Source organism: uncultured Methylobacterium sp. (assembly GCF_964242245.1).
Lineage (GTDB): Bacteria > Pseudomonadota > Alphaproteobacteria > Rhizobiales > Beijerinckiaceae > Methylobacterium.
Genome location: NZ_CAXTBY010000073.1, coordinates 1 through 20,728 on the forward strand (window position 1 = coordinate 1; position 20,728 = coordinate 20,728).

The following is a 20,728-nucleotide window of genomic DNA, read 5'->3' on the forward strand; positions in this document are numbered from 1 at the left end:
CTGATCGCGTTGCCGAGCACGAAGGCCGGCATCGCCATCGCCTTGAGATTGTCGATCAGGCTCTCCGCGGGCGGCACGTAGCCCGAGGCCGGCAGCCAGCCGAGCTGGACCGAGAAGAACAGGATCATCAGGATACCGAGCCAGAAGTTCGGCACCGAGAGACCCCAGAGCGCGACGCCGTTGGCCGCCGTGTCGGCCCAGGTCCCGCGGCGCACCGCCGAGAGGATGCCCATCGGCACGCCGATGGCGAGCGCCACCAGCATCGCGAGGCAGGCGAGTTCGAGCGTCACCGGCAGCTTCTCGGTCACCAGCTCGGAGACCGGCTTCTGCAGGCGGATCGACTCGCCGAGATCGCCCCGCAGCACCCCCGCGGCCCAGTAGCCGTAGCGGACCGGGAGCGGCCGATCGAGGTGGTACTTCTCGCGGATGAAGGTGATCGCCGCCGGGTCGCGCTCCTCGCCCGAGAGCGCGGTGGCGGCGTCGCCCGGCAGCAGTTGCTGCAGGGCGAAGATGATCATCGAGGCCAGCACCAGGGTCGGGACCGCGAGCGCGAGGCGCTTGGCGAGGAACCGCAGCATCAGTTCAGCTTCAGCCCGGTGAAGCGCACGAGGCCGTCGGGGTAGGGGACGAAGCCGGTGAGCTTCGGGCTGTAGGCCCAGAGCAGCTTGCGGTGGAGCAGGTAGATACCGGGACGGTCGGTCAGGACCCGGTCGGCGAATTGCTTCCAGGCGGCTTGGCGCTTCTCGGGATCGACGGTGCCGCGCTCGGCCTGGAGCGCCGCGTCGGCGTCGGCGTTGCAGTACCGGGTGTAGTTCAGCGGCGTCTTGCAGCCGAGGAAGCTGAAGGTGTTGCCGTCCGGGTCGGCCCGGCCGGACCAGGAATAGAGGTAGGCCTCGAAGTTGCCCTTGTCGGCCATGTCGAGGAGCGTGGTGAAGTCGGCGGCCTGGATCTTGATGTCGAACCCGGCCTCCTTGGCCATCGCCTGGATCACCTGGCCGACCTGCGGCGCCTCGCTGTTGGCGTAGACCGACAGCGTGATCTGAGGCGCCTTCTGCCCGGCTTCAGTGAGCAGCGCCTTCGCCCTGGCGACGTCGCGCTTCGGAACGGGGTACTCCTTCACGTAGTTCGGGTGCTTGGGCGAGACCCACTGGTTGCCGGCCAAGAACTCGCCGTTGAACACCACTTGGTTCAGGGCGTTGCGGTCGATCGACAGGTCGAGCGCCTGCCGCACCCGCGGGTCGGCGAGCGGCGAGCCGGCCTTGCCCGGGTTGAGCAGGACCTCCTGGAAGCCGAGCTCGTAGACCGATCCGAGCTTGAGCCGGGCGTCGCGCGTCACCTGCGCCACGTCGGTCGGCGCCAGCCGCTCCAGGAGATCGAGCTGGCCGGCGCGGAGGTTCGTCAGCCGCACGGTGGTGTCGGGGATCGGCCGGAACTCGATCCGCTGGATCTGGACCTGGTCCTTGTTCCAGTAGTCGGGAAAGCGCTCGACGACGATCCGGTCCTGCGGCACCCGCTCGACGAACTTGAACGGCCCGGCGCAGACCGGGGCCGTCGAGAACTTGTCGCCGAGCCGCTCGGCGGCCTTGGGCGAGACCATCATCCCGGCCCGGTCCGTGAACTGGGCGAGCAGCGGGGCGAACGGGGTCTTCAGCTTGATCCTGAAGGTCAGGTCGTCGACCACCTCGACGGCCTCGATCGGCGCGATCTCGCCGCGGCGCTGCGAGCCGGGCAGCTTGAGGTGGCGCTCGATTGTGTACTTGGCCGCGGCCGCGTCGAGCTTCTCGCCGTCGTGGAACAGGACGCCCGGCCGCAGGTGCATGGTGAGCGCCTTCTCGTCGGGCGAGAGCTCCCAGGCGGTCGCCAGTTGCGGCACCGGCTTGAGGTCGGGTCCGATGTCGACGAGCTTGTCGCAGAGCGCGGCGAAGACCATGCGGCTGGCGAAGGTCCGCGCCAGCGTCGGGTCGAGGGCGTCGGAATCCTCCATCATGCCGTAGCGGAGCGTCTGCGCCGAGAGCGGCGTGACCAGGGCAAGGCCTGCGAACAGGCAGACGGCCGACAGACGCAACATCAGGTCTTCCCCCGGCACGGAAGGATTTGGGCGGCGATGCAGGAGCGGATCGGGCGATCCGCCGCGGAGTGAGACTACGTCGGCGCCCAATGCAACGCACCATCCATGCCAGCATGCGCAGCGCGGACGGGTCGCTCTCAAAGCCTGCTTGACGTAAGCGGGGCAGGTTGCCGGGCGTTCAGGCTGTTGCGGCCTGCCTGGCGAGGTCTGGCGGGGATGGGATCCGTGCGCCCGTCCAGGATTCTGAGGCGGTCGCCGCGGGAGCGGAAGAACGAAACACCGACCAACGTCCGGTATCAGCACGCTGAGGCGGGCGGAGCATCCCGGGAACGCCCCGAATTCCGGGGAAGCCGAGCCTCCCAAACCCCCTACTTCGGCATGAACGCCCAGTAGTCGAAGTCGAGGATCACGCTCGGGTCGTAGCCGTCGCCCGAGCGGTCCGGATGGGCGGCGCAGGGCTGGTTCTTGGTGGCGACCGTGCGCAGGCGCAGGCACCCGACATCGCCGCGCCCGATCTCGGCCGCGTCCAGCACCTCGCTCCAGGCGTAGACCGTGTCGCCGGCAAACAGCGGCGCCACGTGCCGCCCGGCATTGATGCCGGCGAGCGCGAAGGCGTTGGCCAGCCCGTTGAAGCTCAGGGCGCGGGCGAGCGAGATCACGTGGCCGCCGTAGATCAGCCGCCGGCCGAAGCGGGTGTCCCTGCCGCTCAGCGCATCGAAGTGGACTTTGGCCGTGTTCTGATAGAGCCGCGTCGCGATCTGGTGCTCGGCCTCCTCCACGGTCATGCCGTCGACGTGGTCGATCGTCTCGCCGATCCGGTAATCGGCGAAGCGGTGCGGACTGCCGGCGAGGTCGAGGTCGTAGGCCGAGACGTCGAGGGCGGGCAGGGCGCCGGCGAGGCCCGTCGGATCGACGACCTTGGCCAAGTCCGGCACGTGCTCCTGCGCGATGGCGGCTTCCGGGTCGCGCTTGCGCACCAGCACCCAGCGGCAGTAGCTCAGCACCGTCTCCCCCGACGCGTCCGAGCCCACCGACCGGACGTAGACCACGCCGGTCTGGCGGTTCGAGCTCTCCTTCAGGCCGATCACCTCGGAGACGGTGGACAGGGTCTCGCCCGCGTAGACCGGACGCCGGAACTGCCCTTCCGCGTAGCCGAGATTGGCCAGCGCGTTGAGCGAGATGTCGGGCACCGTCTTGCCGAACACCACGTGGAAGGTGAGGAGGTCGTCGAGCGGGCTTCCCGGATAGCCGATCGCCCGCGCGAAGGCGTCCGAGGATTGGACGGCGAAGCGCGGACCGTAGAGGGCGGTGTAGAGCGCCACGTCGCCCGCGGTGACGGTGCGGGGCGTCGCGTGGCGGATGGTCTCGCCGAGGCGGAAATCCTCGAAGAAGCGGCCGGGATTGGTCTTCATGGGATGCGTCTCGGCGGGTGCGGACGGGCCTGCATCGGGCAGGCGGTCTTCAGCGGGCGTAGACGTAAGGATCGGCCGGCACGAACTCGTGCAGCAGGCGGCTGACGAACAGCAGGAGCAGGATCAGGATGATCGGCGAGATGTCGACGCCGCCGAGGTTGGGCAGCAGGTTGCGGATCGGGCGCAGCACCGGCTCCGTGATCCGGTAGAGCACCTCGCCGATCTGGGCGACGATGGGATTGCGCACGTTCACCACGTTGAAGGCGACCAGCCAGCTCAGGACCGCGCTGGCGATGAGGACGTAGATGAAGAGCTGGACGATCGTGTCGAAGAGCCAGATCAGGGAGTTCATGCGCGAAACACGTGTCCTCGTGCGTCGCCGCGCTGCCGGAACGGCGGCGGGGCGGCGGCGGGAATCGGGAATTGACAGCCTGAGCCGCGCGAGCCTAAAAGGCCGGCGCCTCGACGGGGCTGTAGCTCAGATGGGAGAGCGCCGCAATCGCACTGCGGAGGTCAGCGGTTCGATCCCGCTCAGCTCCACCAATTTCCTTCGGAAGGTTGGTGGTCCAGGTACTTGGAGGAATGTCAGCGGCTTGCGCCTCGCGGTGATCCACGGACGTGGTATACATCATCGGTGCGACGGCGCTCCAATTGGAATGATCCGGCGCAGGCGGCTCGTCCTGGTACATCCAGATTCGTTTTTCCGTCGCGCTGAAGGACATTACTAGCAACGCACTTCAAGGAAAGCCTCCAAACAAGCGGCCGGACACCGCTAAAAACCCCTTTCGCAAAGGTGCCGCCTTCAATCTTTTCAATGTCTTAATAGTCTGTGAAGATCGTGTTCTTAGGGATTTTCAGAGGTATTCGACTGCCAGCGGCAGCCACTCGCGCGTGCAATCGTCGACCACGACCAGCACGCAAATCAGCTGTTCAAGAGCTTCTTGAGCTTGCGGCTCTCCGCGTCGAACACCTTACAGGCGTGCGTCCGAGATCCGCATCCGTCGTAGCACGAGCGTCACGGATGAAACGTCGCGTCGCCGATGCCGTGCTCGCGGCAGGTCTCGGCCACCGGCAGCCTTGACTGCTGCTCTTTCAAGGATGCCGAGGATCTGCTCGTTGCTAAATCGGCCTTTCTCCCTCGTCTCTTTATCGCGTCGACGCGCGATATCTTCAAGGCGAGGGCGTTTTAAGGGGTCGAGGTCACCATCCTTCTTCGCCGCAATGCCGTCCGTGCTGCGCCTGTCTTCGCGGCACGATGTAACAGGGTTTCGCAAATTGCGCCCATCGTACAAAGGCAAAAAAACTTCGACACAAATCGTTAACACTTGTGTGTTCAGTGTGATTTGCGACGTTTTAAATCCTGGTGTGCCAATATAGGGATCGTTCGGACGAAGTGGTGCGGCGAAGATCGGCCGTGCGAAGTCCGAGACCGCCGTCGGTAGAGTCCGACGCGGTCCTCGGTCACTTCCAAAGAGCGATCACGGGTGTGTCTTGAATTGGTCCTGAAATCCGCCACAACTGCGCGCGATCAGGCCGTTGTCAACACGATCGGACGCGCAAGCGGTTCGACGTTCGGGTCGGGGGCATCGGGCATGAGGTCGGACATAAATCCGGGAGCGCCGCCAAGGCCGCGATGACCGTGCGCTCTGACCGGACTCCGCGATGACGCGCTGATCCACCCTCAGCGTTTCCACGAAATACCCCGCTCACGGGCATCCTAGAGCGCTCTCTCGCCGAAGTGGACACCGGTTCGGCGAAGGAGCGCGCGCCAAAACAAACACTGGGAGCCGTGCCCGATTGCAACGCGATCGGGCACGGCTTCAGGCAGGTCTGCACCGTGGACTCTAGGTCTTGCGGTGTCAGACCTCTGCGGCCACGACTTCATCGAACGGCTTCATTCGGTTCGAATTCAGATTTGAGCGAGACATGAGCATGGTTATTACCTACGCGACCGCGAACCCCGACACCTTCATCGGTGGTCCTGACGAGATTGCGGTGAGTTACCAGAATGCTCCCGGTCCGGTCGGCATCTATCTCACCGACGGCGGAAGCCCGTACGGCTGGGCTTTCGGCGACACGTACAAGGACATCCACGTCGTCTATGGTTCGGCTTTCGGGGACTACATCTCGGGAAACGGTCAGAACGATACGCTCTACGGTGGTGCCGGTGACGACGCAATCTACGCTTTCGGCTCCGCCGGGTCGGTATCGCACCTCTACGGCGAGGCCGGTCACGATACCCTGATCGGCGGCGCCGGCACGGACATCATGGATGGCGGTTCCGGTGAGAACACGATCTCGTACCTGCTCTCGCCCACCGGGCTCACCATCTCGCTGGCCGATACGACCAAGAACACCGGCTGGGCTGCAACCGACACCTATATCAGCATCCAGGATGTTATCGGCTCCAACTTCAACGACGTAATATACGGCAGCAACGAAGGATTACTCAACCAGCTCCAGAGCCAGAGCGGCGATGACACGATCTTCGGCGGCTCTGGCTACAACGTCCTCATTGGTGGCGCCGGCGCCGATGCGTTGCATGGGGCAGGGACCGGCAACCTGATCGACTACGAGACGGCGGGAAGCGGGCTTACCGCCTCCATGGCCGACCCGTCGCGGAATACGGGTGACGCGGCCGGCGACACCTACATCAACCTCAAGGGTGCAGATCTGGCCGGATCACCCTACAACGACATCCTGTACGGGGACGACGGCAACAACAACCTTATCGGCGATCCCGACTTCGACACCTATGGTCGTTTCGGCAACGACACCATGTACGGTGGCGCCGGAAACGATACCTTCGACGGCCGGGGCGGTGCGGACCATTTCGACGGCGGCGAGGGCTTCGATGTCGCCGTGTATGCGAGCTCGCGTAGCGGCATCGTCGCATCCATGCTCAATCCGGGCTCGAACACTGGGGACGCGGCCGGCGACACCTACGTCTCGATCGAAGGCGTCATGGGCTCCAACTTCGACGATCAGCTGAGCGGCAACAACGCCGACAACTCCCTGTTCGGGGGTCTCGGCAACGACCAGCTTTACGGCAATGACGGAAACGACACGCTGGAGGGTGGCGGCGGCGCCGACCGCCTCGACGGCGGAGCCGGCTTCGACACGGCGAGCTACGGCGACTCGACTGTCGGCCTCACCGTGAGCCTGGCTGACCCATCCAAGAACACCGGCGTCGCCGCCGGCGACACCTATGTCTCGATCGAGGCGATCCTCGGCTCCGCCCACAACGACATCTTCTACGGCGACGCGAACAGCAACGTGATCCAGGCGGGTGCTGGAGACGACATCCTCTACGGCGGTGGCGGCTCCGACCTGCTCTACGGAAACGACGGCAACGACACGCTCATCGCGCAGGGCCCCGGAACGACGGGCCTGATCGGAGGCGCTGGCGCGGATACCTTCAAGTTCCTGTCGGTCACCGACTCGATCTCGACACCCTTGATCGCACCCTCCGTGATCGCTGATTTCGAGACGGGCATCGACAGAATCGACGTTTCGGCGATTTCGCCGACCAGCGTGCACATCACGCCCCCCGGGGCGGACGGCAATTTCTACACGATCGAAGCCGTGGCGGCCGGCGGGACGCTGACCGTCCGGTCGAACCAATACGTCCAGATGTCCGATATCGTCACGGTCGTGCCGGGGCAGAGCCTCACCGGTGGACCCGGTTACGACCAACTGATCGGCGGCGGCGGTGCCGACCGGATCACGGGTGGCGGCAGTGGCGACAATCTCACGGGCGGAGCGGGGCCAGACACGTTCGCCTACACCGCTCCGAGCGACAGCGTCCTGAGCAATTACGACATCATCACGGATTTCCAGACCGGGGTCGACAAGATCGACCTGAGCGCGCTGCAACCGACCTACATCAGCCTGATCCATACGACCGACGCAACCTACCTCTTCCCCAGCACCCCCGGGGGCGAGATGGCCATCGCCGCCTCCGGCGACGTGGAGGGCAGCGACCTGCTCACCGGCCACGCGACGAACCTCTACATCGTCGGCAGCGACAACGGGGACAACCTGATCGGCGGTAGCGCGAACGACACGATCGTCGGTAACGGCGGCAACGACGTCATCACGGGCGGTGGCTCAGGTGATGCCCTGTTCGGCAACGGCGGCACGAACACCTTCCGCTATACATCGTCGGCGGATTCTAATTCGGGCGGGTATGACATCATTCACGACTTCAAGACCGGCACCGATATGATCGACATCTCGGCGTTGAACGCGAACAACGTAAGTCTCGTGAGCATCGACACCGGGACATTTCTTTTCGGCATCGGAAACGACGGCGTTGTTGAGATCGGGTCGACGGCCACGATCAACGGGAACGACATCAAGGGCCTCACCGGTGGTGTGTACATGTCGGGCAACGACCTGAACAACACGCTGATCGGGAGCAGCTTCGGCGACACCATCGTGGGTGGCGGCGGCAGTGACGTCATCATCGGCGGCGGCGGCGCGGATTCATTGAGCGGCGGTAGTGGGGCGGACGTTTTCAAGTACAGTTCAGCCACCGAGTCTGGTCCGGACAGCTTTGACATCATCCACGATTTCCAGACCGGCGTGGACACGCTTGACTTGACAGCCCTCAATCCGTCGAACGTGAGTCTCATCCGCTACGATGGCGGAACCTTCATTTTCGGCGCATCCCCGACGGGCTACTTCGAGGTCGGATCGACGCAAGACATCAACGCGTCGGATATCGTCGGTCTGACGGCTGGCGCGTTCTCGCGCGGCGACGATGCCAACAATATCCTTCAAGGAGCCAACTTCGCCGAGACTCTGAACGGCGGTGGCGGCAACGACATCATCATCGGCGGCGGCGGTTCGGATTCTCTCTTCGGCGGCGCCGGTGCGGACACGTTCAAGTACTTGGCCGTGAGCGACAGCACCCCGTCCTCCTACGACATCATCCAGGACTTCCAGCCTGGGATCGACAGGCTCGACCTCACTGCCGTCCGGACCGGAGCCGCGGACAACTACGCGCTGATCAGCGACAGCACTACGAGCTACCTCTTCGTTGATCTCGGTGGAAACGGGACCAACGATATGCAAATTCTGTTCAACCATGCGACCGTTCACGCCTCCGACATCCTCTTCTAGAGTATTTCCCGGCGTGGAGGTTTCCGGCTCGCGTGAAGACAATGCAAACGCGCAAGGAGAGAGTATTTTTCGTGATTCAGAGCGCTCTTTCGCCGAAGTGGACGCCGGTTCGGCGAAAGAGAGCGCGATACAACAACGCCTGGGAGCCACGACCGCTTGCAACACGATCGGGCACGGCTCTAGTGGTTTGAGTGAGAGGTTTCCGTGCGGTTTTGAGGCGTGGGAGGCATGTCCCAGGCTTCCGCAAGGAGGTTGCTGCGATGGCCCGTGGCGCCAGACCGGCCAAACGCGATCTGACCGCGGACGAACTCGCGGCCGGAGGGCCTCGTGCGGCGGCGCACCGTCGGTCAGGCGCTGGCCCAACCGCACAAGACCGAGACCTTCAAGCTGTCGACGATCCCGCCTTCGTCGACCTGCATCGTCTGCGCCGACCTGCAGAACCTGCGCCTCGCCGAGCACCGTCGGACGAGGCGGGAAAGCATGACGACCGGTCTGCCGGGTCCGCCGCCGCCGTCGAGCCTGCCCGCATTGCGGCAGGCCATCATCGGCAGACTGCTCGTGCGCTTGATGCCGCCCGTCCGATGTCCCCGCTGCCGGCGACGCTTCCAGGCTGTCCCCCCGACATCAACGGCGTAGGTCGTGCTACACCGCTCTCTGACGTACACCGGAAATCAGTTGATCGAAGCCTTCAGCCACAACAGACCAATCATAGTATCGCACGGCTAGGTCACGTGCTTTCTGAGCTACGCGTTCACCCTCCACTCCCTTCCAGGAGGCATGGGCGAGCAGCGCACCGAGTTCATCCGACGTCTCTACACGGAAGTACCAATCGCGTTCGGGAACGCCTCTAGCTCCAAATTCATTCGCAACGATAGGCGTGTATGAGGCCATGTAGTCGAACAATTTAAGGTTCGTGCCGGCGCCTGTGGTCATGATTTGAAGGGCGAAGTCCGCGCAGCCGATAGCGACGTTGCGGACTTCATCCGAAGTAAATCCAAGCCAGATCTCACGGAAAGTTACCGCTGGCCAGTCGGAGCGGGCGGCTTGCGCGATCGAACCGATGAGAATGACGCATCCCGTGAACCCGGCAGCCTGCAGCATTGCGCGAGCTTGACGGTAGCTCTCAACATTCGGTCCGTAGCCGCTGCCGACGAATACGGCCACGTCATCGCCATCTCGAATGCCAAGCTTGGCGCGGAACGCGGCCTTCTCCTGCGTGCCGAAGCGTGGGTAAGAGCTTGCGTGCACGCCGTTGGCCGCCACGTGAACAGAGCTGGGTGTCAGATCGTACAAAACTTCCAAACGGCGGGCGTCAGCCGCACTGACCGCAGTGACGTAGTTCGAAGTCTGGCAGGCTAGACGTTCTGCCCATGCAACGTCGGCTAAACGCGTGTCACGGAGGACAGGATCAATGTCGGCGAAGTGCTTGACCTTAGCGTCGTACTCGACATTGTGCGACTCATAGATCTGAACAGAGCCATATTTCTTATAAGTGAGCACGGGCATAATCATGTAAGGATGCGACACGATGACGACGTCAGCATTGCCCATATGCTCAGCGCAAAGACTCAGGAACTCTTTGTTAAAGTAGTATGTTTTGATGCAGAATACGTCGTGCGCGATGCGCTGCGTCTGCGCAAAATCGTGCCAGCAGTGCCGCGTATCGCTGTCGGTCGCCGACACGATATGCGCTTGAAGCCGCGCACCCAGGCGATAACTGCGGACGCCGGAGAAGCTCCCCAGATGATAGCCGACAAGCGTCACGTCATGGCGCTTCGCCAACTCGCCGAGCATGGCCTGATAGCGACGCCGGCCACCGTCGTTGGCCGGATCGATATCGAAGGTCGATGTCACTGCAATCTTCATCGAAGGCGATCCTCCATGACGTCGAGGACAGAGCGCGCGATGGCCGACCAATCGAACAGGGGGAGCCGCGCGGCGGCCGCGGCAAGCAGAGCCTCCCGTCGATTTTCATGGCGCAGGATGAGTTCCATCGCCTTCGCGATCGCGGGCGCCGAGGTCGGCTCGCTCAACAAGCCAGCGCCGCCCTCGACGATCTCCTCCATGCTCGTACCCCGCGACGTCACCACGGGAATACCGCAGTGCATGGCTTCGAGCACGGGAAGCCCGAAGCCTTCGAAAAGGCTCGGGTACACGCACATCTCAGCCCCGCTGTAGAGCATCGCGACTTCATCATCGCCGAGGTTCTCAAGATGACGCACGCGTTCGCTGAGGCCCAACGCCGTGATCTTCTGGAAGAATGCGTCGTAGCCCCAGCCTCGCGTGCCGGCGACGACGAGGTCCGGCGCTTCAGGCATCGCCTTCAGTAAGAGATCGTAGGCCTCGACCAAGGTGACATGATTTTTGCGCGGCTCGATCGTGGCCACGCAGACGAGATAGGGATTTGACAAGGCGTAACGCGAGCGCAACGCTGCGACCTCCGCCTCCGACCGCCTGTGGATTTCCGGAGAAACACCGATCCAACTGACGTGCAGCCGCGATTCGTCGATCGGCAGATGTTTCAGAATGGTTTGCTTGGTGAAGCGCGAGATGCAAAATGTGGCGTCCGCCGCGGTCAGTACCTTAACGACCTCCGCAAAATTATCGAGCGCGTCCTTATTAAAGAATTCGGGGTGAATGACTGGAATGATATCGTACGCCCAAGTGAAGAGCGGCAATCCCGGCAGACGAATCGGTAGGAAGTGATTGGCGCAGTAACCTTGCACTCCGATACTGCGCATGTCATCGGCGAGTTGGCCTAGCTCGTGCTCACGCGCCCGGCGACGCGTTTCCTTCGCGATGCCGTCGAGCGCAGCATCGAACCTTCCTTCAAACAGAGTATAGGGGATGCGGTTGAACAGCTTGATGCGGACGCGCCATGGTCCGTGTGCAGGGAGCATCGCCGCCGGCAGTCGCAGTCGGCCCATAGTCCAGCGGTGTTCCGCTTCGGCAAAATGATTGTCTTCGTCGAAGCGAGGATCATCGAAATAATATCGTGTCTGGACGCCGCCTGCTTCGATATCGATTTGGGAAAAAGCCACTCCCAACCGACGCACGTCACGAGATCCCGCGATAACATCGCGAGGTTGTGCCGTACGGCTGAGGATCTCGATCGTTCGCGGCTTTGCTTCACCACTGAACGCAATGCAATCGTCAGATTCCTCAAACTGATGTAGCTTGCCGTCGATGAGCACCTGAAGACCTAGGCGCCAAGTAAGAATCTTCGCGGGCGCTTCGGAACTCTTGAGGACTGACCGATACACAATCTCCGGCCTCACGACCAGCTTGGCCAGGAACTCCGGCCTGACCTCTCCGAACAGTGGGTCCGCGAGCAGCACGTAGGAGAAATCCGGGCGGGCTTGCGTGGCTGCGTTGAGGAAATTCACTGCGACGTTGAGAATGCCGCCGCCGATTCCCTGCTGGAAGGCGCCACCGTCGAACAGGATCTTCACGCCGCGACCTCCTCGATCGCCTCGAACAGCCGGAAGAGGGCAAGCCACTTCTGAAACGTGGAGGAGCCGCGGAAATCAAGAGCCCGGCTTGCTTGGCCCGCCACGACGTCCAGCCGCGTCTGCCTATCGCGCGATAGCATCTCGATCAGGCCGGCAGCGATCGTGGGCAGCCCGTTCTCGACCTTCAAGCCCGCGTCTCCCATCGTCTCGCCGATCGCGGTCGTGGGATGGGCGACGACCGGACACCCCGCCGCGAACGCCTCCAGGAGTGGCACCATGAAACCCTCGTGCTCGCTCATCGACACGAAGGCGTCCGCGGCTGCGAAGAGGGTTCGCACCACGGCAAGTGGCGCATCCTGATAGATTCGCACGTTACCAAGCACGTCCCGCGACGCTGCCTTGGACAGGAATTCGAGATAATACTCGTTGTTCCAGACCTTTCCGGCTACGTGTAGGGTAATCTTCCGTCCACTGAGTCTCTTCGTCTCGGCGAGAACATCGATAAGCTTGTCATGTCGCTTGTTCGGCACGAAGCGTCCGACGAAAAGTAGATTTGTGCTCTTCGATCGCTTTATATTAAAATATAAGTCTTTGTCCGCCAAGCAGTCATGAAAACTTATCTCGTCATAGAATATGGGAATAGCGATCTTTTTGGTCACGCCGATATCCGGCATCTCCGATAAATTGAATTTCGAGTCGCCGACTGCCAGCTCGAAGACTTCGCGCGCGCCGGCGATTTGAGCCAACGACATCTCAGTCACATCGGCGATCCATTCCATGCCGGGTCGGCGAAAGAAGTGCGATGGTGTGACATTGTGATAGACGAGTACCTTGCGCACCGGCAGGGACGATATGTGAGTAAAATTCTTGTCATAGAAAGAATAGTGAACGATGAGCACGTCGCTCGGTCGCCAGCCCATCCCGACGACTGAAGACAGCGGCCGGACTCCGGCCGAACATTGGCCGAGGTGCTCGTCGCTGCAGACCATCCAACTCTCGATGCCGCGTTGGCGCAACATGCGATCCAGGGCGCGGATAGAGTTGCCGATGGCATCGGACGAAACAATCGATGGGTGGTACTGGAAGCAGCGCAAAGGGGTCTGTAGCCGGGACGGCAAGTCAGAGTTATCGGCCTGTGATAGAGGCACTATCACGATCTCCTGCGCATTCGATGTCTTCACGCCAGCGTCCGCAGACGATGTTCGAAGTTTTCGGTCAAGCGATCAACGTAAGTTTCCGCAAGGTCCCGAGCCTCAAGGAGCGCACGCTGTGTCTCGACTTCTTGGAGGCTTTGTAGGTCCGATAGTCGTGCGACTTGTCCTTTTGCAATCGCGAGATCGCGTTCCATTCTCTCCATTGCGGCGGTCACGACGCTCAATTCGGCTGCAAATCTCGCTGTCAGCATCTCAATCAAGTCGCTCTGAACAATCAAAGCAGCATGCAATGCGTCATTAGAGGTATTCTGTGGCAGCGCGCCAAATGTTTGCGGAACAACATCAGTATTTTCAATTCTCGCACGTTCAAGCAATGATATAGCAAATTGCGTGAGAGTTGTCTTTTCCGATTTGTCCATGGGATAGCCAAGCCATGTTTTGAGCGTTTGTTTCGGTCTGTGATTGATTCGGTCTATAGACCAGCAGAGCAAGGCGGCACAAGGGAGATTTTCCGGGGGAATTGAAATCCGAAAGCCATGGGACTGACCTGCCGCCCTGGGATTGGTCCGCCCTGACGTATGGCCTTCGGGCCGACAGAGAACGGACGCGATGGCACAACGACCAAAACCTGAAGAGATCGTGAGCAGGCTGCGTCGGGTGCTCAACGTCGTCGACGCGTTCACACGGGCGTGCCTGGCCATCCGGGTGGCGCGCAAGCTCACAAGGTCGACGTGATCGATGTCCTCTCGGATTTGTTCAGCCTGCGCGGCGAGCCGGGACACATCCGTTCGGACAACGGCTCGGAGTCCATCGCCAAGGTCGTACGGGCCTGGATCGCCGGGCTCGAAGCCAAGACCCGCCTGCATCACGCCAAGTTCGCCGTAGGAGAACGGCTGCGTCGAGAGCTTCAACGCGCGGCTTCGCGACGAACACCTGAACGGCAAAGTCTTTCAGAACCGGTAGGTGAGGCTGCCGCGCGCGCCGTGGTCCTGGGCGCGGGCGCCGACCTGACCGGCGTAGGACAGGCCGACCGAGGTCGAGGGCAGGACGATCCAGCCGAGGCCCGCCTCCAGCACCACCGCGCTCCGGTCGATCGGCGCGCCGCGGACCAGCGTGCCGGCACCGCCCGCGCCGAAAGCGAGCAGCGCGGCCGGCGTTACGTCGCCGAAGGCGCCGCGATAGCCGACGAGGCCGCGCAGCAGGATCGGTAGTCCGCCCATGAGGCCGTCGATCCGCGCTTCCATCCGCAGCCCGACGGTCGCCGTGGTGATCGTGGCCGTGCGGACCGTGCCCCGGAGCGCGGCCGCCCCGCCCGATTCCGAGACGGCGTCCTGGCCCACGCGGATCACGCCGCCGCCGGCGAAGGGCTCCAGCGTCAGGCCGGCCAAGTCCATTCGGTAGCCGGCCTCGCCGAAGCCCTGCGCCACGCTGCCGTCGTAGGCGGCGGAGGCCGTGTCGCTGAACCCGGCAAACGCGATGGTGCGGTGCGTCTGCGTCTCGCTGACGCCGTAGAGGCCGCCGAGGCGCAGATCGAGGGCGCCGAGGCCGATCCCGGCGTAGACCGAGCCGAACCCGGTCTCGGCCGTGCCGGTCGAGCCGCGCAGCGGCAGGTCGAGGGCCGTGTCGGTGTAGCCCGCGGCCGCGCCGACGCGGATCGACTCGGTCGCGGCGACATCGCCGCCGATGACGAGGCCGGCGGTGTCGCGCTTGAGCGTCGCCGCATTCCCGTCCGAGGCCGTGCGCCCGAAGCTGCCGAGGCCCTGGCCCCACAGGCCGACGATGCGCTGGTCGAGGCCGCCGGGGCCGAGCCCCGTGCCGCACTCGGGCACGGCGTTCAGCGGCACGGTCGTGACCGGGCCGCGCTGCGGTCCGGGACCCGCGGCGGCCGGCGTGCAGGTGAGCCCGGCGCCGTCCGACCAGCGCAGCCGGTCGAGGATCGCCTCGCGCACGGTGGCGCCCGCCTCGACGAGCGCCGTGACGGCGCTCGCGTGGATCTCGCCCGACAGCGCGTCGAAGGCCTGCCGCGCCTGCGCGGTGGAGAGCGGACCGACCGCGTCGTAGACCGCGCCGGCGCCGAGCGATTGGGCGCGGCGCCCGGTGGCCGCGCCGTTGAGGGTGGCGCCGGCGGTGTCGAAGCCGAGGTCGTTGCGGGTCAGGCGCAGTTGCACGTCGGTGTCGCCGTAGACGAGCGTCGGCGTGAGGAAGGCGAAGTTCGCGGTGACGTTCGCAAACTGCCCCTGAACGCCGCCGGCCGCGCTCAGGATCGTGTAGCTGGTGTTCGCCCGGTAGATGCCGGCCTGCGCCTGCACGTCGACGAGGCCGCCGCGCAGCGTCAGCGTGCCGCCTGCGCTGATGCGGTCGCTGTGGCCGTCCGCATCCGCCTTGACCTGGAAGGTGGAGCCCGCCTCGAACAGCACGTTGCCGTTGGCGGTCAGCGTGCCGATGCCGCCGAGGCCCGGTGCCGCCGTGCCGCCGCCGTGGACGCTGAGCCCGCCGAGCGTCCCGGTGCCCTCGATCACCGCGCCCGAGGCCACTCCGACATCGGCCTCCCCGAGGGAGCCGATGACCCGCAGGCGCCCCTCCGCGACCGTGACGGCCCCGGAGAACGGGCTGTCGCCGGTGAGATCGAGGCGGCCGGTACCGCGCTTCACCAAGCCGCCGGTGCCGTCGAGCACGCCGGAGAACAGCCCATCGCCGACGCCGCCGGCGGTCAGCGCGGCGCCGCCGAAGGCGACCCGGCCGTCGCCGTTGAGCGAGGCCACCGTCTGATCGTACCCGGCGAGGTCGAGGGTGCCCGTGCCGGTGACGAGCAGCGCGCTGCCCGACGGCAGCACGCCGGTCGCGCCGGCCCGCAGGATACCCTCGCTGACGGAGGTAGCGCCCGCGTAGGTGTTGGCTTGGCTGAGGACGACGGTGTCGGTGCCGCTCTTGACGAGCGAGCCGGGTCCGGCGAGCACGGCGTCGACGCGCCCGCCCTGGAGCCCGAAGATCGTGCCGCTCAAGGCGCCGTTGCGGATGGTGCCGGCGGTCAGCACCACCGGTCCGGCGTTCTGGCGCGTGGCGCCGAGGTCGAGGATGCCGCCCTCGACCACCAGCGCCGCGCCCGCGGCGCCGAGGCGTCCGCCGGGCAGGATCGCCAGCGTCCCGGCCTCCACGCGGGTGCCGCCGGAGAAGTCGTTGGCGGCCGACAGCGTGACCGTCCCGGGACCGGTCTTGACCAGGGGCGCCGGCCCGGTCAGCACCGCGTCGATCGCGCCCGCCTGCACGTCGTAGACCGAACCGCGCAGGGTCCCGTTGCCGATCGCGCCGCCGGTGAGGCGGACGAGGCCGGCGGCCTGGGTCGAGCCGCCGAGATCGAGTTGGCCGCCCGCGACGAGGAGCGGGCCGTCGCTCGATCCGAGGGTGCCGGCGGCCGCGAGCGCGAGCGTTCCCGCGCTCAGGCTGGTGCCGCCGGTGTAGGTGTTGGCGCCCGAGAGCGTCACCCTGCCGGTCCCGGCCTTGGAGAGGTGATCGCCGCCCCCGATCGGGCTTGCGAGGCTGGCGTCGTCCGGGCCGTCGCAGGCGATGCCGGTCACCGACGCGCCGCAGGCCGCGCGCGCCGGACTTTGACCGACGGCGATGGTCGATACGGCGCCCACCAGGAGCGGAAGCAGGACGGTGGATGCCGGGAGGTGCCGACGCTTGGTGTAAGACATGCAACTCATCCGAGGACGTATGAAGACCTATCGTGATGAAGAATTGAGATAATTTAATACTTGCGACGATCAAGCAACGACCCGCCGACGATCGCGCGAGGTCACCATCGTCGGTTCTGAAGTCCTTCGCGGCCGCGGGGATAGATTGCGGGGGCGGACTACCTTTCGCCGTAGAATGGTTAACGGCGCTTCAACCACGATGAAGAAAAACAATTTTCAGTTGTAATTTTTCAGCGGCGATCCGGGAGCCGGTCCGCGTCGCGCGCGGGCGCCCTGGCGTCTTAGACTTCCGGGTCGGAGCGGGTTAGGACGACGGGGCCCGCCACCGAGGCTCCATGAGCAAGCCCAAGCCCCTGTCCAGCGCGCTCCTCGACCCGGAAAAGCGCGCCGAGGACGTCGATCAGACCATCCGCCCGCTGAGCCTGTCCGAGTTCATCGGGCAGCGGGCGGCGCGCGCCAACATGGAGGTCTTCATCCAGGCGGCGAAGATGACGGGGCAGGCCCTCGACCACGTCCTGTTCGTCGGGCCGCCGGGGCTGGGCAAGACCACGCTCGCGCAGATCGTGGCGCGCGAGCTCGGCGTGAACTTCCGCTCGACCTCGGGGCCGGTCATCGCCAAGGCCGGGGATCTCGCGGCCCAGCTCACGAACCTGGAGGAGCGCGACGTGCTCTTCATCGACGAGATCCACCGCCTCAACCCGGCGGTGGAGGAGATCCTCTATCCGGCGATGGAGGATTACCAGCTCGACCTCATCATCGGCGAGGGGCCGGCGGCGCGCTCTGTGAAGATCGAACTCCCGAAGTTCACCCTCGTCGGCGCCACCACCCGCGCCGGCCTGCTGACGACCCCTTTGCGCGACCGCTTCGGCATCCCGATCCGGCTCGAATTCTACGACATCGACGAGTTGCAGCTCATCGTCGCCCGCGGGGCGCGGGTGCTCGGGCTCGGCATGTCCGACGACGGCGCCAACGAGATCGCCAAGCGCGCGCGCGGCACGCCGCGCATCGCCGGCCGGCTGCTGCGGCGGGTGCGCGACTTCGCGGTGGTGGCCGAGGCGCCGACGGTGACGCGGGCCATCGCCGACCGGGCGCTCAAGCTCCTCGACGTCGACCCGGTCGGCCTCGACGTCATGGACCGCAAGTACCTGACGATGATCGCAAAGTCCTTCGGCGGCGGACCCGTCGGCATCGAGACGATCGCCGCCGCCCTGTCGGAGCCCCGCGACGCGATCGAGGACATCATCGAGCCCTACCTGATCCAGAAGGGCTTCGTGCAGCGCACCCCCCGCGGCCGGGTGCTGACGCCGCACGCCTTCACGCACATGGGCTTTGCCGTCCCGAAGCGCGATCCGACCGTGCAGTTCGGCCTGTTCGCGGCGGGAGAACCCGAGACCTGATGCGGTTTCCGGTTGGTCGGTTCGGTTCGCACGTATCCCCCCTCTGCGGGGGAGGGAAGGCGGGCACCCGAACCGATCGACCGGAGGTCGTGTGAGGCGAGGCCGCGGTCTGCCGGTCGCCGCCGCCCCATGTCGTTTCGACCCGCCTGCCAAGCGCACACGACATGCCGGGCGTCGCCCCTCGGCAGCGCGCGTGCAGGATGCCGAGATCGGTGGCGGATCGCCAAAGCGCTGAGATCAGAGCCGAAATTCCTGTTTCGATCCTTCGCGGCCCGCTGCGGTCGTTCGGCCTGCCGCGGCATTCCATGCCTGGGAAGCAAGGCTCCCGGCCTGCGCGGCGGCCGGAACAGGAGCAGGAGACGCCGGTTGAGGCTGCACCGACCGGCCGTCCCGGCGCGCCGGCCCACCCTCAAGGATCATCGTCATGACGCGTACCCTCGTGCTGGCCGCCCTCGGCCTGTCCGTCTCCGCCCTCGCCGCCCCGGTGCTTGCCCAGGACGCCCTGCCGCTGCGGGTCTCGCCGTTCGAGCGCGGCGTCGGCACCGCCGGCACCGACACCCCCGAGTTCCGCGCCGCGGCCCTGCGCTCGGATGCCGTGAGCATCGAGTCGAGCCGCATCGCGCTGGAGCGCTCGCGCAACCGCGAAGTCCGCAGCTACGCCAACCGCGTGCTCGTCGAGCGCGAGGCCACCACCAAGGCACTGCTCCCCGAGGGCACCTCGCTCAGCACCGGCGGCACCGTCGTCTCCGATCGCCAGGGGTTCGATACCCGCATCGACAACCCAGTCGGCCTCGTGCTGGCTCCGGTGACGATCGCGGCCAACCTCGGCACCAGCGTCGTCGGCGGGGTTCTCGGCGGCGTCGGCCTCATCGACAACAGCCCGACCGAGCCCGGCCGCCGCGTGGCGATCGGCCCGAACGGGCAGAACCGCATCGAACGCCTGAAGGCCGCCCGCTCCGGCCGCGAATTCGACCGCACCTACGCCGCTCAGCAGGCCCGCTCGGACGAGCGGACGCTGGCCCTCTACGAGACCTACGCGCGCAACGGCGACGACGCGGCCGGCCGCCGCTTCGCCAACGAGGCGCTGCCCTACATCGCCGACGAGCACGGCCACTCGGCTGTCCTTGCCAACCGCACCGGCGGCTGATCGAAACGGCCCGTCACAGAGCCAAGCGTGACGAACCAGGAGGGCCGTCCGACACCGGGCGGCCCTTTTTCGCGTCACATGACCCCTATGTCCGAGCGGGCTATCGGATGCACACATTTCGCCGGGCCCAGATCGAACACCCGCCAACGAAATCCAATCCCCGTCGTTCCGGGTTCGCCTCCGGTGCCCCGGAACGACGGGGATTGGAGCAGATCCTCGGGCGCGCCATCCGTTGCCGCCGCGATGCGTGAATCCGCAGCCGTCTCCGATGAACAGCGTGCGTCCGCGGCGGAGGAGCCTCCGAACTTGACCGAATCGAGCCGAAGCGTGGCCCACTCCCTGCCCGTGCGCGTCTACTACGAGGACACCGACTTCTCGGGCTTCGTCTACCACGCGAGCTACCTGCGCTTCATGGAGCGCGGGCGCACCGAGCTGCTGCGGAGCCTCGCCGGCGATCAGTCCGCGCTGCACCGCGCGGCCGACGGCCTCGTCTTCGTCGTGCGGCGCCTGGAGATCGACTACCTGAAGCCCGCCCGCATGGACGATGCGCTGACCGTGCTCACCGGCACCCGGGATCTGCGCGGCGCCTCGATGCACCTGCATCAGGAGGTGCGGCGCGGCGACGACGTGCTGGTCCGCGCCGCCGTGGTCGTCGCCTGCGTGCGCGGGGCCCGCGCGATCCGCTTGCCGGACGCCCTGCGGCGGGCGCTCGGTGCAACCAATCCTTAACCCTGCCGGCCGCTTAACTGCGGTACCGGAGGCGCGGCCGCGCGTGCACCGCACCCGGCCCTTACTTTCGACAGATTCGACCGCGATTCCCGTTGAATTCGCTCGATGATTTCGGCTCGAGCGCGTGGGCCCGCCGGGCCGGCGCGCTGCCGCCGTCGAGACGTTCGAGGACCCCAGTCATGAACCCAGCCGATGCCATGCAGGCTGTCCAGGCGCCCGCCGCCGACATGACGCTGCTCGGGCTGTTCCTTCAGGCCCACCTCGTCGTGAAGGTGGTGATGCTGGGGCTGCTCGGCTCCTCGATCTGGTGCTGGGCGATCATCGTCGACAAGACGCTGCTGTTCCGCCGCACGCGGGAGGAGATGGACGCGTTCGAGGACGCGTTCTGGTCGGGCCGCTCGCTGGAGGAGCTCTACCGCTCGTTCAACGACCGCCCGGCCACCGGCCTCGCCGCCCTGTTCGTGGCCGCCATGCGCGAGTGGAAGCGCTCGTTCGAGGGCACCGGCCGGCAGATCCAGTCGCTGTCGCAGCGCATCGACAAGGTGCT

General features: G+C 65.3%; 14 protein-coding genes, 1 tRNA gene and 3 pseudogenes. 8 read left to right on the forward strand and 10 right to left on the reverse strand.

The window, feature by feature from the left end; translation table 11 throughout:
• The 4 genes from ACFE8Y_RS14765 to ACFE8Y_RS14780 all read right to left on the reverse strand — a co-directional run.
• A partial coding sequence (locus tag ACFE8Y_RS14765; protein ID WP_375465145.1) for an ABC transporter permease occupies positions 1 to 578 on the reverse strand: 578 nt, incomplete at its 3' end.
• A complete protein-coding gene (locus tag ACFE8Y_RS14770) occupies positions 578 to 2,068 on the reverse strand; it encodes an ABC transporter substrate-binding protein (protein WP_375465146.1) in 1,491 nt (496 codons plus the stop codon). The genes ACFE8Y_RS14765 and ACFE8Y_RS14770, both read right to left, overlap by 1 nt.
• A gap of 368 nt (positions 2,069 to 2,436) precedes the next feature.
• Positions 2,437 to 3,480 (reverse strand): MaoC family dehydratase, encoded by a 1,044-nt coding sequence (locus ACFE8Y_RS14775; protein WP_375465147.1) that lies wholly within the window; start codon positions 3,478 to 3,480, stop codon positions 2,437 to 2,439.
• Positions 3,481 to 3,529: 49 nt separating this feature from the next.
• Complete coding sequence (locus ACFE8Y_RS14780; protein ID WP_375465148.1) at positions 3,530 to 3,832, reverse strand: YggT family protein; 303 nt, start codon at positions 3,830 to 3,832, stop codon at positions 3,530 to 3,532.
• 115 nt (positions 3,833 to 3,947) lie between these two features.
• On the opposite strand from ACFE8Y_RS14780, the gene ACFE8Y_RS14785 reads away from it, so the two are divergent.
• A tRNA-Ala gene (locus tag ACFE8Y_RS14785) sits at positions 3,948 to 4,023 on the forward strand.
• 388 nt (positions 4,024 to 4,411) lie between these two features.
• Here ACFE8Y_RS14785 and ACFE8Y_RS14790 read toward each other — a convergent pair.
• A pseudogene (locus tag ACFE8Y_RS14790) lies at positions 4,412 to 4,646 on the reverse strand (transposase); the annotation flags it as partial.
• Positions 4,647 to 5,406: 760 nt separating this feature from the next.
• On the opposite strand from ACFE8Y_RS14790, the gene ACFE8Y_RS14795 reads away from it, so the two are divergent.
• Together ACFE8Y_RS14795 and ACFE8Y_RS14800 are read left to right on the forward strand one after the other, a co-directional pair.
• Positions 5,407 to 8,607: a M10 family metallopeptidase C-terminal domain-containing protein gene (locus ACFE8Y_RS14795; protein WP_375465149.1), complete on the forward strand. Its 3,201-nt coding sequence runs from the start codon at positions 5,407 to 5,409 to the stop codon at positions 8,605 to 8,607.
• Positions 8,608 to 8,934: 327 nt separating this feature from the next.
• Positions 8,935 to 9,243 (forward strand): hypothetical protein, encoded by a 309-nt coding sequence (locus ACFE8Y_RS14800; RefSeq protein ID WP_375465150.1) that lies wholly within the window; start codon positions 8,935 to 8,937, stop codon positions 9,241 to 9,243.
• Positions 9,244 to 9,249: 6 nt separating this feature from the next.
• Here the strand turns inward: ACFE8Y_RS14800 and ACFE8Y_RS14805 are convergent, their stop codons facing one another.
• Genes ACFE8Y_RS14805 through ACFE8Y_RS14820 form a run of 4 tightly spaced genes read right to left on the reverse strand, consistent with a single transcriptional unit; the run spans position 9,250 to position 13,632 of the window.
• A complete protein-coding gene (locus tag ACFE8Y_RS14805; RefSeq protein ID WP_375465151.1) occupies positions 9,250 to 10,473 on the reverse strand; it encodes a glycosyltransferase in 1,224 nt (407 codons plus the stop codon).
• Positions 10,470 to 12,059, reverse strand: a complete 1,590-nt coding sequence (locus ACFE8Y_RS14810) for a glycosyltransferase family 4 protein (protein ID WP_375465152.1) — start codon at positions 12,057 to 12,059, stop codon at positions 10,470 to 10,472. The genes ACFE8Y_RS14805 and ACFE8Y_RS14810 overlap by 4 nt, the downstream gene beginning before the upstream one ends.
• Positions 12,056 to 13,240 (reverse strand): glycosyltransferase family 4 protein, encoded by a 1,185-nt coding sequence (locus ACFE8Y_RS14815; RefSeq protein WP_375465153.1) that lies wholly within the window; start codon positions 13,238 to 13,240, stop codon positions 12,056 to 12,058. The genes ACFE8Y_RS14810 and ACFE8Y_RS14815 overlap by 4 nt, the downstream gene beginning before the upstream one ends.
• On the reverse strand, positions 13,237 to 13,632 hold the full coding sequence (locus tag ACFE8Y_RS14820; RefSeq protein ID WP_375465154.1) for a hypothetical protein: 396 nt from the start codon (positions 13,630 to 13,632) through the stop codon (positions 13,237 to 13,239). Before ACFE8Y_RS14820 ends, ACFE8Y_RS14815 begins: the two co-directional genes overlap by 4 nt.
• Before the next feature lie 235 nt (positions 13,633 to 13,867).
• On the opposite strand from ACFE8Y_RS14820, the pseudogene ACFE8Y_RS14825 reads away from it, so the two are divergent.
• Positions 13,868 to 14,164 (forward strand): annotated as a pseudogene (locus ACFE8Y_RS14825) (DDE-type integrase/transposase/recombinase); the annotation flags it as partial.
• Here ACFE8Y_RS14825 and ACFE8Y_RS14830 read toward each other — a convergent pair.
• Positions 14,164 to 16,908, reverse strand: coding sequence for an autotransporter domain-containing protein (locus ACFE8Y_RS14830; RefSeq protein WP_375465155.1), 2,745 nt, complete (start codon positions 16,906 to 16,908; stop codon positions 14,164 to 14,166). The pseudogene ACFE8Y_RS14825 and the gene ACFE8Y_RS14830 overlap by 1 nt on opposite strands.
• Before the next feature lie 335 nt (positions 16,909 to 17,243).
• Here ACFE8Y_RS14830 and ruvB point away from each other — a divergent pair, with 335 nt between their 5' ends.
• From ruvB to ACFE8Y_RS14850, 4 genes and pseudogenes are all read left to right on the forward strand, one after another.
• Positions 17,244 to 18,305, forward strand: a complete 1,062-nt coding sequence (gene ruvB / locus ACFE8Y_RS14835; protein WP_375465156.1) for a Holliday junction branch migration DNA helicase RuvB — start codon at positions 17,244 to 17,246, stop codon at positions 18,303 to 18,305.
• Between the two features lie 424 nt (positions 18,306 to 18,729).
• Positions 18,730 to 19,452 carry a DUF4142 domain-containing protein gene (locus tag ACFE8Y_RS14840; protein ID WP_375465157.1) on the forward strand — a complete coding sequence of 241 codons (723 nt, stop codon included), beginning with the start codon at positions 18,730 to 18,732 and terminating at the stop codon, positions 19,450 to 19,452.
• A gap of 306 nt (positions 19,453 to 19,758) precedes the next feature.
• Positions 19,759 to 20,181, forward strand: a complete 423-nt coding sequence (ybgC, locus tag ACFE8Y_RS14845; protein WP_375465158.1) for a tol-pal system-associated acyl-CoA thioesterase — start codon at positions 19,759 to 19,761, stop codon at positions 20,179 to 20,181.
• A 179-nt stretch (positions 20,182 to 20,360) separates the two neighbouring features.
• A pseudogene (locus ACFE8Y_RS14850) lies at positions 20,361 to 20,728 on the forward strand (protein TolQ); the annotation flags it as partial.